The organism is Undibacterium sp. GrIS 1.2 (genome assembly GCF_040544435.1).
Classification (GTDB): Bacteria; Pseudomonadota; Gammaproteobacteria; order Burkholderiales; family Burkholderiaceae_D; genus Undibacterium.
Genome location: NZ_JBEONP010000028.1, coordinates 1 through 13,659 on the forward strand (window position 1 = coordinate 1; position 13,659 = coordinate 13,659).

Below are 13,659 nucleotides of genomic sequence, written 5' to 3' on the forward strand. Positions count from 1 at the left end.
TACTACTTTCCAAAGAACACCAACTTCAAGGAAATCACTCAAGCCCAGTTACAACGGGCAGTCAATCAACTCAATCATCGCCCTAGGAAATGCCTCGGCTATCGAACGCCGTTTGAGGTTTTTTATAATTTGGATATACTCCCCCTAAAACTTACCTCCCGTTGCTCTTCGTAGCTGAATCCGCCCTCGTCAGTATTTAGAACTGGTCTTCCGACATCGCTAATACACCAGCACTGCCATCAACAATGGAACTACGCAAACCTTGCGCTGCCGACAAAATATGGTCTGCGAAAAAACGAGCAGTTGCAATTTTCGCTTTATAAAAACTGGCATCGCCGTCACCAGCTTGCAATTTCTGCTGAGCAACCAAAGCGGCACGTGCCATTTGCCATCCACCTAATACAATACCTGCCAATTTGAGGTAAGGAACGCTACCTGCAAATACAGCTTTAATATCTGACTTAAAGTTGGCAGCAACATAGCTAACAACCTCTTCTATTGCGTCAGCACCAGCCAGCAATTGACGCTGAATGGCGACCAGGTCATCCGACTGCACCGCCGCCAATTCTGCCGCCGTTTTACGCACTTGTGCGATGATCCCTTTTGCTGTCGCGCCGCCATCACGGGCGGTCTTACGGCCAACTAAATCATTTGCCTGAATTGCGGTAGTGCCTTCATAAATCGTCAAAATCTGTGCATCACGGTAGTGTTGTGCCGCACCGGTTTCTTCAATAAAGCCCATACCGCCGTGTACTTGCACGCCAGTCGAGGTGACATTCAGGGACATCTCGGTTGACCATCCTTTGACAATCGGTACCAGGTATTCGTAGAAAGCGAGATTGGTTTTCCGCACGGCCTCATCACCATGGTGATGAGCTGCATCACTTGCAGCAGCCGCCACATAAGCTAAAGCACGAGCGCCTTCCGTTTGCGCTCGCATCGACATCAGCATGCGACGCACATCAGGGTGATGAATAATCGTGACAGGGCCGGCAGAGCCTGCCAGATCGCGCGATTGCACACGTTCTTTGGCGTAGCCAACGGCTTTTTGATAAGCGCGCTCCGCGATCGCAATACCTTGCATGCCAACGCCGAAACGTGCGGCATTCATCATGATGAACATGTATTCCAAGCCACGGTTTTCTTCACCAACCAGAGTACCGATGGCGCCGCCATTATCGCCAAATTGCAACACCGCAGTCGGGCTGGCTTTGATCCCCAGTTTGTGCTCTATCGAGACACAGTGCGCATCATTACGGGCACCCAAAGAACCATCGGCGTTGACCATAAATTTAGGCACAAGGAAAAGAGAAATTCCTTTAACACCTTCTGGTGCATCTGGTGTGCGCGCCAGTACCAGATGGACGATATTTTCTGCCATATCGTGCTCACCATAGGTGATATAAATCTTGGTGCCAAAAATCTTGAAAGTACCGTCGCCTTGCGGGACAGCTTTGGTACGAACCATCGCCAAGTCCGATCCAGCTTGAGGCTCGGTCAAGTTCATCGTGCCGGTCCATTTACCAGCAATCAGGTTCTCTAAATACAGCGCTTTTTGAGTATCACTACCAGCAGTCAACAAGGCCTCAATCGCGCCATCGGTCAGTAGCGGACACAATGCAAATGAGATACTGGCGGAATTGAGCATTTCGATACATGGCGTAGCGACCAACTTAGGTAATCCTTGTCCACCAAATTCTGTTGGATGCTGCACGCCTTGCCAACCCGCCTCACCAAACATTTTAAAAGCTTCTTTAAAGCCTTTGGTCGTAAAAACCTGACCTTCTTTCCAATAACTTGGCGCTTGATCACCTGCCCAGTTTAATGGTGCAACCACTTCACCGGTAAACTTGGCATTCTCTTCCAGCACAGCCTCTACTGTTTCTGGCGTCGCGTCTTCGCAACCAGGCAAAGCGTTGACTTCAGCTAAACCTGCCAACTCGTTCATTACGAACAGCATATCCTTCAGGGGCGCAACGTAGCTCATATTCACTCCAAATTCACTCAAAAAAAGGACAGGATATTCAGGATCATCACAAACCTGCTTACCCTGCCCTATTTATATAGAAAGATTAAATGAGACGATTCTGCGATCGCCACATTCATATCGATTTAATTCTGTTGCTGCCAATTTAAACTGATATCACCGTAGCCCAACTTAACCCAATTCAGTAACCAATTGCGGAACGATATCAAACAAATCACCAACGATGCCGTAATCGGCGACTGAAAAGATCGGTGCTTCAGGATCTTTGTTGATCGCAACGATGACTTTCGAATCTTTCATACCGGCCAGATGCTGAATCGCGCCTGAAATACCAACGGCAATGTATAGCTGTGGCGCTACAATTTTGCCAGTCTGACCAACTTGCCAGTCATTTGGCACGTAACCAGCATCCACTGCCGCACGGGACGCGCCCATTGCTGCACCTAGCTTGTCTGCCAGAGGCTCCAGCACCTTAAACGCATCCGCAGAACCCATACCACGACCACCAGACACAATAATTTTAGCTGCAGTTAATTCAGGACGATCTGACTTTGCCAGCTCACGTGATACGAAAGCCGACTTACCAGAATCAGCAACCGCAGCAATCGTCTCTACCGCAGCAGAACCACCAGGTGCAGCGGCATCAAAACCGGTACTACGCACAGTGATTACTTTAATCGCATCAGTCGATTGCACAGTGGCAATCGCATTACCGGCATAGATTGGACGCTCAAAAGTGTCTGGAGAATCTACCTTCGTAATTTCAGAGATTTGCGATACATCCAGCTTAGCAGCGACGCGCGGCAACACGTTTTTACCGTAGGCAGTCGCTGGTGCCAGGATGTGGCTGTAAGCAGAAGCGATTGCAAGTGCTTGCTCTGCAATATTTTCGGCCAAACCATCGGCAAAATGCACTGCGTCTGCATGTAATACTTTACTCACGCCTGCAATTTGCGATGCAGCTTGCGCTACGGCTGCAGCATTGAATCCTGCGACCAGAACATGAACGTCGCCGCCACATTGAATCGCTGCAGTAATCGTATTTAAGGTGCTGCCTTTGAGGCTAGCGTTGTCGTGTTCAGCTATGACGAGTGTAGTCATGATGTTTTCCACATTGATTGAGGTGACGTAATCGTCTGCCCCAAAGATTATTCTTAAAGATAAAAAGCTTGGGTCCAGCTTAATCTCGCTTGATACCGGATTAGCCCAATACTTTGGCTTCGTTCTTCAGCTTGGCGACCAGTGTTGCAACGTCAGGTACCTTGATGCCAGCAGAGCGTTTAGCTGGCTCAACGACTTTCAGTGTTTTAACGCGCGAGGCAACGTCCACACCTAAATCAGCAGGCTTCACATTATCCAGCTGTTTTTTCTTCGCCTTCATAATATTAGGTAAAGTCACATAACGTGGCTCATTGAGCCGCAAGTCGGTAGTGATGATCGCTGGCAAAGTCAGAGACAAAGTTTCCAGACCGCCGTCAACTTCACGCGTGACAGTTGCTTTACCATCTGCAATAGTAACCTTGGAGGCAAACGTTGCTTGTGGCCAGCCCAGCAAAGCCGCCAACATTTGACCGGTTTGATTGCAATCATCATCAATCGCTTGCTTGCCGAGAATGATCAATTGCGGTTGTTCTTTGTCAGCCAAGGCTTTGAGCAATTTAGCTACGGCCAAAGGCTGCAACTCTGCGTCACTTTCAACCAAAATACCGCGATCAGCACCGATTGCCATTGCTGTACGCAGTGTTTCCTGGCATTGCGCTACGCCGCAAGATACCGCGATCACTTCGGTAACGACACCAGCTTCTTTCAAACGCATGGCTTCTTCTACCGCGATTTCATCGAAAGGGTTCATCGACATTTTGACGTTGGCGATATCCACGCCGCTGCCATCGGATTTGACGCGTACTTTGACGTTATAGTCGACGACACGCTTGACTGGTACCAGGACTTTCATAGTTCTGCCTTTGTTGAGATTAAGCTAATTTTTGAACGGTAAATGATACTACGTGCTAGCAACAATGTTGTTGATCAATATTATGTAGATTTGGTGCAGCTAGCCTTACAAATTGAAGTGAATCTGATTGAAACTTTGATTTAAGCTTTAATGAGACTGCTAATGCTATCAATTATAAGACCAAACACTTAGAGAGTGCTTAATTTAGCACGATCGTTCTTTTCAAGCCACTTTAGCAGTAGAGCGTCGTATCTAAAATAGATTCAGGCTAAAACAACGGGTCAGACAAAATAAAAAAGCCCGCAATAGAGTGCGGGCTTTTAAAAATGGTTTTCTCTTGGCTATCAACCAAATAATCTTATTTTATTTACACTTATTTGCGTTTAATAAAATATTCATATTCCGCGCCACCTTCCAAATGCGATAACAGCTCGTTACCGGTTTGCTTGGAGAAAGCTTTGAAATCACGTACAGAGCCAGGGTCTGTTGCCAGTACATGAAGAACCTCGCCAGTGATCATATCGGCCAAGGCTTTTTTCGTTTTTAAAATTGGAAGCGGACAATTCAGCCCACGCGCGTCCAGTTCTTTATTGAATTGCATGATTTTTCCAGTAGCGGGAATAAACAAATTTGAACAACAACTAAAGTCTATAACTTTGCACCAATTCTACCGGAAAATTAATCAAGATGGTGCAACGCAGCAACGGAACCACAGATTCCACATAGTTTGACAATCGTTTGCACAATTTTAGTGAGTATTTGTTGCGGATTGATCACTCAAGCGCTGCCCCAATCAGCAAACACCGGTTCTAATCCTTTAGATCGCATCCAGTCAGCCATAGCGTACCCAGTGCCTGCATGCCAAGGACGTAATCTGTCGGGTTGTACTAAGCGATATTCCAACAACTCTGGCGACAAACGAATCTCACCGGACGCTTTGACGTGATAAGCAATGATGACTTCGTTTTTTCGGATGAACTCATACACGCCAATCAAGCTGATCTGATCGGCATCGAGATTAGTCTCTTCTTTTAGTTCTCTGGCTATGCCCTGCTCTGGGGTTTCGCCACGCTCCATAAAACCCGTGATCAGGGCAAAAGTTTTTTCAGGCCAAGCCGCGTTGCGTGCCAATAAAATGTGCCCTTCAACCTCAACTAAAGCGGCTAGTACCGGCAGAGGATTATCCCAATGCGTCCAATGTCCTTCAGGACAAGCCAGGCGAACTTTTCCTGCTTCATGCTCATCGGCACGATGCTCAAGCGATTGGGCGCATACTGGACAGAATTTAATTTCCATCAGAAACCTAACGTGACATTAGTGGAACTTGTGGCTGTTTAGGATGAAAACGCGCCATAGAATAAGTATCGATGAAAACCCCATTGCGCAAAGAATGTGCGCGATGGGTTCCCTCAATTTCAAAACCAAATTTGTTATACAGGTGAATTGCCGCGGCATTATCGGCGTAGACATAAAGCTCAAGACGCAACAAATTAAGCCAGTTATCGGCCAGATTCATCAACTCCACCATTAATGCCGTACCAACGCCGCGGCCGCTAAAAGAGTCCGCCACGCCCATTCCCAAAGAGGCTACATGGCGTCGCCTGACCGCACTCTCTACATGCAAACCCGCGGTGCCAACGATCACACCGTCGTACATCGCGATAAGCAAAGTGTCATTCGGATTAAACTGTTTTAAACGCTCCTGCCACATCTCAACAGTAGGATGTGGTAATTGCAAGGTATTAGAGTACGCATTGGTACTTGCATATACCCGTTGTATCTGAGCGGCATCTGTTAATTCAGCACGGCGGATAAATATCATAGGCGCTCTTTAATCCAGTTAGGTACATCTGCCAAGGCTTTAGGCAAACCAGATGGATCAGTGCCACCCGCCTGGGCAATATCAGGACGGCCGCCACCTTTGCCACCAACCTGCTGAGCTACAAAGTTCACCAAGTCACCCGCCTTAATTTTTGAAGTTGCATCGTCAGTCACACCTGCGACTAAACTGACTTTGCCTTCATTGACTGCGGCCAATACGATAGCGGCTGTTTTCAATTTATCTTTAAGCTTAATCATAGTTTCGCGCAATGCGGTTGCGTCTGCACCTTCCATCATTGCTGCCAATACTTTGACACCGTTGATCTCTACCGCCTGATCTGCCAAGGCCTCACCCTGATTTGCAGCTGCCTTAGACTTCAGAGTAGCCAGTTCTTTTTCTAAAGACTTCACCTGATCTTGCCATTGCGCTATGCGCTGGGTTAATTTCTCTGGTTGAGTTTTGAGAGCGGCTGCGATCTCATTCACACGCTGGTTTAAGGTTTGTACCAGTTCAAGTGCGACTTCACCAGTAACTGCCTCAACACGGCGTATTCCTGCGGCAACCCCGCCTTCTGACACAATTTTAAACAGACCAATATCGCCGGTACGGGACACATGCGTACCACCGCACAACTCACGTGACGTGCCAATATCCAATACGCGCACCTCATCACCATACTTCTCACCAAACAGAGCCATTGCTCCATGCTTGATCGCATCGTCATACGACATTACTTGCGCTTGCGCAGCCACATTGGACAAAATTTCGCGGTTGACTATCGTTTCTACTTGCAGAATCTGATCGTCGGTCATCGGTGCGTTGTGGCTGAAATCGAAACGCGTTTTTTCAGCATCAACCAAGGAACCTTTTTGCGATACATGCGCGCCCAATACTTCACGCAAGGCCTTGTGCATTAAATGCGTAGCCGAGTGATTACGCACTGTTTGCGCGCGCACTGCTATTGCGACTTGCGCATGCAAACTTTGTCCAACTTCTAATGTGCCAGTGATTAATGTACCGTGATGACCAAATACATCGGCCTGAATTTTTTGCGTATCCGCGACCTCAAACACCGCTCCGGCGCTGGATTTTAAAACACCAGAGTCACCGCACTGACCGCCAGATTCAGCATAGAAAGGCGTCACATCCAGCACCACAATACCTGCCTGACCAGCTTGCAATTGAGAGGCCGCGCTGCCATCGACGTACAAAGCAATCACTTTACTGTCGTTGCTTAGTTGCTCGTAGCCGACAAACTTCGTTTTGTCTCCGTTGTATTCAATTGCCGCAGCCATTTTGAACTTACCTGCAGCACGAGCAGTTTGCTTCTGATGCGCCATAGCAGCATCAAAACCAGCTTCGTCCAGCACCACATTTCGCTCACGGCAAATATCCGCCGTCAGATCGAGCGGGAAGCCGTAAGTGTCATACAAGGTGAAAGCCGTCGCGCCATCCAGATTTTTACTATCTTTGGCGAGTGCCGCTTCCAGAATCTTCATACCATGTTCCAGCGTTTCGCCAAAACGTTCTTCTTCCTGCTTCAAGACCTGGGCAACACGCTCACCAGCCTCTGCCAACTCGGGATAAGCCTCGCCCATTTCTTTCACGAGATCAGCAACTAGTTTGTAGAAAAATGGCTGTGGCTGACCTAGCTTGTGACCATGACGCAGAGCACGGCGCGTGATACGACGTAAGACATAGCCGCGACCTTCATTGCCAGGAATGATGCCATCTACAATCAAAAAGCCTGCACAGCGAATGTGATCCGCAATGACTTTTAAAGAATTGTGATGTAGATCGGTACAGCCCGTTTCGCGCGCGGCGGCTTTAATCAAATTTTGGAAGATATCAATTTCGTAGTTGGAGTGCACATGCTGCAATACCGCCGCAATGCGCTCCAAGCCCATACCGGTATCAACGCAAGGTTTTGGCAAAGGATGCAAAACGCCTTGCTCATCCTTGTTGAATTGCATGAACACCAGATTCCAGATTTCGATAAAACGATCACCGTTTTCATCAGGAGAACCCGGAGGACCACCCCAAATATCGGCGCCGTGATCATAAAAAATTTCAGAGCATGGACCGCATGGGCCGGTATCTGCCATTTGCCAGAAATTATCTGATGCGTAGCGCGCACCTTTGTTATCACCGATACGGATAATGCGCTCAGGCGGTACGCCGATTTCATTTTTCCAGATATCGTAGGCTTCGTCATCTTCCTGGTACACCGTGACGGTGAGCTTGTCTTTTGGCAGACCGTAGACAACGGTCAGCAATTCCCATGCATAGTTGATCGCGTCGCGCTTGAAGTAATCACCGAAGGAAAAATTACCCAGCATTTCAAAAAATGTGTGGTGACGGGCTGTATAACCGACGTTTTCTAGATCATTATGCTTGCCGCCTGCTCGCACGCTGCGCTGCGCTGTAGTCGCGCGGGTGTAATTGCGTTTGTCCTGACCGAGAAAGACATCCTTAAATTGCACCATACCGGAGTTGGTGAACAACAAGGTCGGGTCATTGCCGGGGATCAGGCTGGACGAACGGACTCGTGTATGGCCTTTGGATTCGAAAAAGCTGAGGAATTTATCGCGGATTTCAGACGAGTTCATAGTAATTTTCAGGGCAGATTGATGCGGTTTTAAAAAGTTAGCTCTTGATTATACGTGATAACTTCCGGCATTTTGTGCCATAAAAACAAAACCCGCCTGGCGTCGAATGCCAGACGGGTTCTACTTTTCCTCTACTTTTTAGAGAGACCTATCTCTCTTAAATCAGCTGCTTAAAACATCTGACAGCGGTCTATTTTGTTAAGCGCAACTCAGTTTATTGACCTGGCGAACTCGCTGTACGTGCGTTGTGTTTTTTTGCATAGATTTTTTTGCTGGCACGGTTTTCTTCATGTTGCAGTTTTGCGCGCTCTTGTTTGGTGACGGTGCCATCTGCTTTCGCTGCTTGTTTATCAGTTTCGATTTTAGATTCACGTTTTTCCAAATTAGTGGCTTCTTTTGCGGTCAGTGCGCCGCTACTAACGCCATTGGCAACGCGTTGTTGTTGATTATCCTGACGTTTATCGATATTAGGTGTGTTCGTTGTCGCAGCGGTTTGCGCAAATACTGGCATCGCGAACAAGCTTGCAATCAATGCAGGAGCAATTTTGCTGGAGATGATACGTGTGATTGTGTTTTTGTTGGATTTCATGATCTTCCCTTTCGATGGATTAAAGTAATTTTACTGACCAAGTGAGGCAGTTTTGCGTAAATCCTAATTTTAACTGCGTCACTCATGAGCCTATAACGAGCTCCAAATACAAGCTGCTGACGTTAAAACTGTAAGCCGCGTAAGCGAATGTAACAATCAAAAATCGGCCGCAATCAAATCAATCCGGTCAGTACAAAACGCGTCGACACCCCAATCCAAAATTTCCCGAGCGCGCTCTGGCGTGTTCACTGTATAACAAAACAAACCATAGCCTGGAGCTTTGATCTGTTGTGCAATCTCAGGCGTTAAATGTTTATGGTTGGTATGCAAGGCAATCGCATCCAGTTGTTCTAATCGCTGCTGCCAATCCGACTCAATCTGGTCGGTTAAAAATCCGCGCTTAATCTCTGGTGCCACTAGCTTAGCCTGCATTAAAGCGTCAAATGAAAAGGAAGAAAACAGCACGTCACCACCCGCCTGCATCTGCTTAGTCACTTCTGCTACTACCCGTCCGGTAATCTCTTCAAACCCCGGTGCCGGTTTAATCTCGACATTCATCCAGATCCGATGTTGCTGACAAAACTCAATCACTTGCACATAAGTCGGGATACGCTCTCCGGCAAACCGCTCAGAAAACCAGCTTCCCGCATCCATCTGTTGTAACTCGACTGCCAAGCTAGCTGCGACGCCACCCTCGCCGCACACAGTGCGGCCAAATAAAGGATCATGCATTAGCACAGGCACACCATCCTTTGATAACATGACATCAAACTCAACCGCATGAAATCCATACTCCAGTCCACATCGCATTGCAGCAATGGTATTTTCTGGAGCAAGCGTGCCACCGCCACGGTGCGCGATTATTTTAGGATAAGGCCAACTAGTTATCATCGTATTGAATTCCTCTCAGCATTGTTTGACTTACCAGAATAGTATCGACCAATCGAACGGACATAGCATATATGCAGACGACAGAAAACAACAAGACTTCCCTCGGACATATCCGCGTACTGGATCTCACCCGCGTGCTTGCAGGGCCATGGTGTGCGCAAAATTTAGCTGATTTGGGAGCAGAAGTAATTAAGGTGGAAAAACCAGAAGTCGGCGACGACACCCGCAGCTGGGGGCCACCGTTTCTCAAATCCGATGCTGGGAAAAATACCGGCGAAGCTGCTTATTACCTCGCAGCCAACCGCGGCAAACACGCCATCACCGTTGATATCGCCACCAAAGAAGGTCAGCAAATCATCCGTGAACTGGCACAACAATCCGATGTCGTGCTGGAAAATTACAAAGTCGGCCAACTCAAAAAATACGGTCTGGACTACGACAACCTAAAGAAGCTAAAACCTGATCTGGTGTATTGCTCCATCACAGGTTTTGGTCAAACCGGACCATACGCGCATCGCGCTGGCTATGATTTTATTGTGCAAGGCATGGGCGGTTTTATGTCACTGACCGGCGAACGTGATGATTTGCCCGGCGGCGGCCCACAAAAAGCGGGAGTCGCAATTGCGGACCTAATGACTGGCATGTACGCCACTATTGCCGTCATGGCAGCGCTAACACACCGGGATCGCACAGGCGAAGGCCAATACATCGACATGGCGCTGCTGGATGTACAAGTCGCCATGCTGGCCAATATGAACACCAATTACCTTGCCAGCGGGGTCGCACCAAAACGCTGGGGCAATGCACATCCGAATATCGTGCCTTACCAAACCTTCGCTACATCAGACGGACACATCATTGTGGCCGCCGGAAATGACGGTCAGTACGCTAAATTTGTACATGCAGGCGGTCGCCCTGAACTGGCAGACGATCCCCTGTACTTTACCAATCCGCGACGCGTACAGCACAGAGATCAACTGGTGCCGCAATTGGCCGAGATGGTCAAACAAAAAACCAAACAAGAGTGGATAGACTTGTTAGAAAGCGCCGGCGTGCCTTGCGGCCCGATCAATAATTTGGAAGAAGTATTCGACAATCCACAAGTCATCGCCCGCGAGATGCGGCTTGATCTGCCCCACCCTACGGCAGACAAAGTCAGGCTGGTCGCTAGCCCGATGAAATTATCCGTCACACCCACTCAGTATCAGGCACCGCCACCGTTATTGGGGCAGCACAACCAGCAAATTCTGCGCGACGTACTGCATTACGATGATGAGAAGATTGCAGCCCTGATTAAAAATCGCATTATTTGATCTTGGTTTAAGCATGGGGCTAGCTTGCGCTGACTTAGCCATCAACTTAGTCAAAACTATCAACGAAAGCAAAAAGGGAGTGGCCAAAAAGCCACTCCCTTTTGTATTTTTAAATACCAACAAATAGGGGAGTATGCTATCAAAATAAGCTACTAAGCAGACTTTATCTAGACAATAAAATATACTTACCTAGAGTATCTAATATTATCGCAGCTTAAATACAGCTTATTTCAATACCCGTCCCCAATGCTGGCCTTTAATGTATCGCCTCGATTATCCCTTTACATCCTGCTTCATCAGCAAATTATTTTGCGCATCTAACCAGACTTTTAATGGTGCGAAATAATCCAGAATCGCGGAGGCGTCCATCTTCTCTTCGCCAGAAACGGTTTTCAGTGCCTCGCTCCATGGACGGCTTGCACCCATGGACAGCATCGCTTGATATTTGGCACCGGCTTTTTTGTTACCGTAGTTAGAGCAACGATTCAACGGACCAACATAACCCGCTTCTTTGCACAAAGCGCGATGGAACTGGAACTGCAAAATATCAGCAATGAAGTAACGGGCATAAGGCGTATCTGCCGGCACATGATACTTAGCCCCGGCATCAAAACCATCCGCTTCCATCGGCGCTGGTCGCTTGATCCCTTGATATTTCTCACGCAGTTCCCACCAGACTTTGTCGTAATCTTTAGGCGCAACCTGACCGGAATACACCTTCCAGCGCCATTGATCCACCAGATAACCGAACGGTAAGAAAGCAACTTTTTCTAAGGCACGATTCAACAATACGCCAATATCTTGCGACACATCCGGCACCTGATTCAGCAATCCAATTTGCTTCAGATATTCTGGGGTTACGGACAAGGCAACCGTATCGCCGATCGCTTCATGGAAGCCGTCATTTGCGCCGCCTCGGAACAAAAACGGTTGCTTGCGATACGCTAGATCATAATAAATATGACCCAACTCATGATGAATCGTAGTGAAGTCCTCGGTCGTCTGATTCATACACATCTTGACACGTACATCGGTCATATTGTCCAGATCCCAGGCGGATGCATGGCACACGACTTCGCGATCACGCGGCTTGGTCAGCATTGATTTTTGCCAGAACGTCGCTGGCAAGGATTCCATCCCCAATGAGGTGTAAAAGCCCTCTGCAAATTGCGCCATTCCTTTGGCATCGATATTTTTTTGCTTTAATACTGCGCCCACATCCAAAGAGGCATCCTGCCCTTCTGGTCTGACGATAGGATATAAATTCTCCCAGGTCTGACTCCACATATTGCCAAACAAATGGGCGGGGATCGGCCCTGTCAGCGGCACCACGTCAGGACCATAGGTCTGACGTAATTTCAAACGTACATACTGATGCAAAGATTCATACAAAGGTTTGACTTGCTGCCACAGGCGCTCACTCTCGGCAGCGAATTCATCCGCCGACATATCGTATTCTGAACGCCACAATGCGCCGGTATCGACATAGCCCATTTCTCGCGCACCCTTGTTAGACACGGCGACATAATCGACATAGCTCTTTTTATATTTAGTCGCCTGATGATGCCAGCCCATCCAGATATCTTTGAGTACCGCTGGGTCATGGCTCTCTGCCATGATTTGTTCCATCTGCCCCAGATCCAGACAGGTGCTTGGATCATCTGCCTTTTTGCAGTATTTAGCCTTGCCATATTCACCCGCGAGCGAAGTGCTCAAGCGGGTATAAGCTTCGCGGTCAGCCGCGTTACTCAGACTTAAATTGAGCTGCAACAATTTCAACTTACGTTTGCTATCAGCTGACAACGGCAAATGGTTATAGCGACGCGCCTGTATCGCAATTTCACTGCCGACGGTTAAAGCCCGTTCACTGGCTTGCGCCGACATTGCCTCAGTGTCATCGGTGATATGCGTTTCATACACCCAAGCGGCACGTTGCGAGATCACCGACAGTTGTTGCAAACGTACTTCGCTGTCACGCAAAAACTGTTCTGCTTCGGCCACGGTCGGCGGCTTTGTTTTGACTTTGGCTGGCGCGGCGGTTTGTGCCATAGCGGTCACAGGTACGGATAACGCCATTGCGATGGCAGTCAGTACCGGTAAAAAACGTGTGGAATAACGCATAAGATCCTTATTAAAAACGACGAAATCATCGGTAATGACTTCAGTATGCCGATGAGCAAATAAGCGACAACTCTTTTACGCTGCAATGCAGCACTACTTTGTGCCTATGCTGTGCTGATACTCATAGTGAAGCTCAAGATTGATCAGGACAAGCTGGGCTAAAACAATCTCAAAAACGAGCTTAATCAAAGGCTTGCTAACAAGGCTACGAAAGAGCTTGCCAACAAGGCCGGTAAATATATCAGCAAAATATTCTGGCGTAGGGATTTTCTATTACCGCATACGCAATTTTGGCGGGTCATTTCGCGGCGGCTCAGCGCTGATTGGCGACCAAATCGAGTACTTTCGTCACTTTACTGTCGCGCAATAAAAA

The 13,659-nt window shown here is 48.0% G+C and carries 11 protein-coding genes; 1 reads left to right on the forward strand and 10 read right to left on the reverse strand.

Annotated features, from left to right (window positions below; all coding sequences use genetic code 11):
- Positions 1-196 precede the first annotated feature (196 nt).
- The 9 genes from AAKU61_RS13155 to ugpQ all read right to left on the reverse strand — a co-directional run bounded on the left by AAKU61_RS13155 (position 197) and on the right by ugpQ (position 9,852).
- On the reverse strand, positions 197-1,987 hold the full coding sequence (locus AAKU61_RS13155) for an acyl-CoA dehydrogenase (RefSeq protein WP_354332889.1): 1,791 nt from the start codon (positions 1,985-1,987) through the stop codon (positions 197-199).
- Between the two features lie 171 nt (positions 1,988-2,158).
- A complete protein-coding gene (locus AAKU61_RS13160; RefSeq protein WP_354332891.1) occupies positions 2,159-3,088 on the reverse strand; it encodes an electron transfer flavoprotein subunit alpha/FixB family protein in 930 nt (309 codons plus the stop codon).
- 100 nt (positions 3,089-3,188) lie between these two features.
- On the reverse strand, positions 3,189-3,941 hold the full coding sequence (locus AAKU61_RS13165) for an electron transfer flavoprotein subunit beta/FixA family protein (RefSeq protein WP_354332893.1): 753 nt from the start codon (positions 3,939-3,941) through the stop codon (positions 3,189-3,191).
- Positions 3,942-4,314: 373 nt separating this feature from the next.
- Entirely contained in the window at positions 4,315-4,542 is a 228-nt protein-coding gene (locus AAKU61_RS13170; protein WP_354332895.1) for a sulfurtransferase TusA family protein, read from the reverse strand.
- Between the two features lie 176 nt (positions 4,543-4,718).
- A complete protein-coding gene (locus AAKU61_RS13175) occupies positions 4,719-5,240 on the reverse strand; it encodes an NUDIX domain-containing protein (RefSeq protein ID WP_354332987.1) in 522 nt (173 codons plus the stop codon).
- Between the two features lie 4 nt (positions 5,241-5,244).
- Entirely contained in the window at positions 5,245-5,763 is a 519-nt protein-coding gene (locus AAKU61_RS13180) for a GNAT family N-acetyltransferase (RefSeq protein WP_322119582.1), read from the reverse strand.
- The gene (gene alaS, locus AAKU61_RS13185; RefSeq protein ID WP_354332896.1) at positions 5,760-8,372 is read right to left on the reverse strand and encodes an alanine--tRNA ligase; all 2,613 of its coding nucleotides are present in this window, start codon (positions 8,370-8,372) and stop codon (positions 5,760-5,762) included. Before alaS ends, AAKU61_RS13180 begins: the two co-directional genes overlap by 4 nt.
- 214 nt (positions 8,373-8,586) lie before the next feature.
- Positions 8,587-8,961 carry a hypothetical protein gene (locus tag AAKU61_RS13190; protein WP_354332898.1) on the reverse strand — a complete coding sequence of 125 codons (375 nt, stop codon included), beginning with the start codon at positions 8,959-8,961 and terminating at the stop codon, positions 8,587-8,589.
- A gap of 156 nt (positions 8,962-9,117) precedes the next feature.
- Complete coding sequence (ugpQ, locus tag AAKU61_RS13195; protein WP_354332900.1) at positions 9,118-9,852, reverse strand: glycerophosphodiester phosphodiesterase; 735 nt, start codon at positions 9,850-9,852, stop codon at positions 9,118-9,120.
- A gap of 71 nt (positions 9,853-9,923) precedes the next feature.
- On the opposite strand from ugpQ, the gene AAKU61_RS13200 reads away from it, so the two are divergent.
- Positions 9,924-11,165 (forward strand): CaiB/BaiF CoA transferase family protein, encoded by a 1,242-nt coding sequence (locus AAKU61_RS13200; RefSeq protein ID WP_354332902.1) that lies wholly within the window; start codon positions 9,924-9,926, stop codon positions 11,163-11,165.
- A 273-nt stretch (positions 11,166-11,438) separates the two neighbouring features.
- Here AAKU61_RS13200 and AAKU61_RS13205 read toward each other — a convergent pair whose 3' ends face one another.
- A complete protein-coding gene (locus AAKU61_RS13205; protein WP_354332903.1) occupies positions 11,439-13,286 on the reverse strand; it encodes a M2 family metallopeptidase in 1,848 nt (615 codons plus the stop codon).
- Positions 13,287-13,659 lie beyond the last annotated feature (373 nt).

What these genes read in the sequence shown, in the direction of transcription:
- AAKU61_RS13155 (WP_354332889.1), bottom strand. Translation starts at nt 1,987, where the DNA reads ATGAGCTACGTTGCGCCCCTGAAGGATATGCTGTTCGTAATGAACGAG.
- AAKU61_RS13160 (WP_354332891.1), bottom strand. Translation starts at nt 3,088, where the DNA reads ATGACTACACTCGTCATAGCTGAACACGACAACGCTAGCCTCAAAGGC.
- AAKU61_RS13165 (WP_354332893.1), bottom strand. Translation starts at nt 3,941, where the DNA reads ATGAAAGTCCTGGTACCAGTCAAGCGTGTCGTCGACTATAACGTCAAA.
- AAKU61_RS13170 (WP_354332895.1), bottom strand. Translation starts at nt 4,542, where the DNA reads ATGCAATTCAATAAAGAACTGGACGCGCGTGGGCTGAATTGTCCGCTT.
- AAKU61_RS13180 (WP_322119582.1), bottom strand. Translation starts at nt 5,763, where the DNA reads ATGATATTTATCCGCCGTGCTGAATTAACAGATGCCGCTCAGATACAA.
- alaS (WP_354332896.1), bottom strand. Translation starts at nt 8,372, where the DNA reads ATGAACTCGTCTGAAATCCGCGATAAATTCCTCAGCTTTTTCGAATCC.
- AAKU61_RS13190 (WP_354332898.1), bottom strand. Translation starts at nt 8,961, where the DNA reads ATGAAATCCAACAAAAACACAATCACACGTATCATCTCCAGCAAAATT.
- ugpQ (WP_354332900.1), bottom strand. Translation starts at nt 9,852, where the DNA reads ATGATAACTAGTTGGCCTTATCCTAAAATAATCGCGCACCGTGGCGGT.
- AAKU61_RS13200 (WP_354332902.1), top strand. Translation starts at nt 9,924, where the DNA reads ATGCAGACGACAGAAAACAACAAGACTTCCCTCGGACATATCCGCGTA.
- AAKU61_RS13205 (WP_354332903.1), bottom strand. Translation starts at nt 13,286, where the DNA reads ATGCGTTATTCCACACGTTTTTTACCGGTACTGACTGCCATCGCAATG.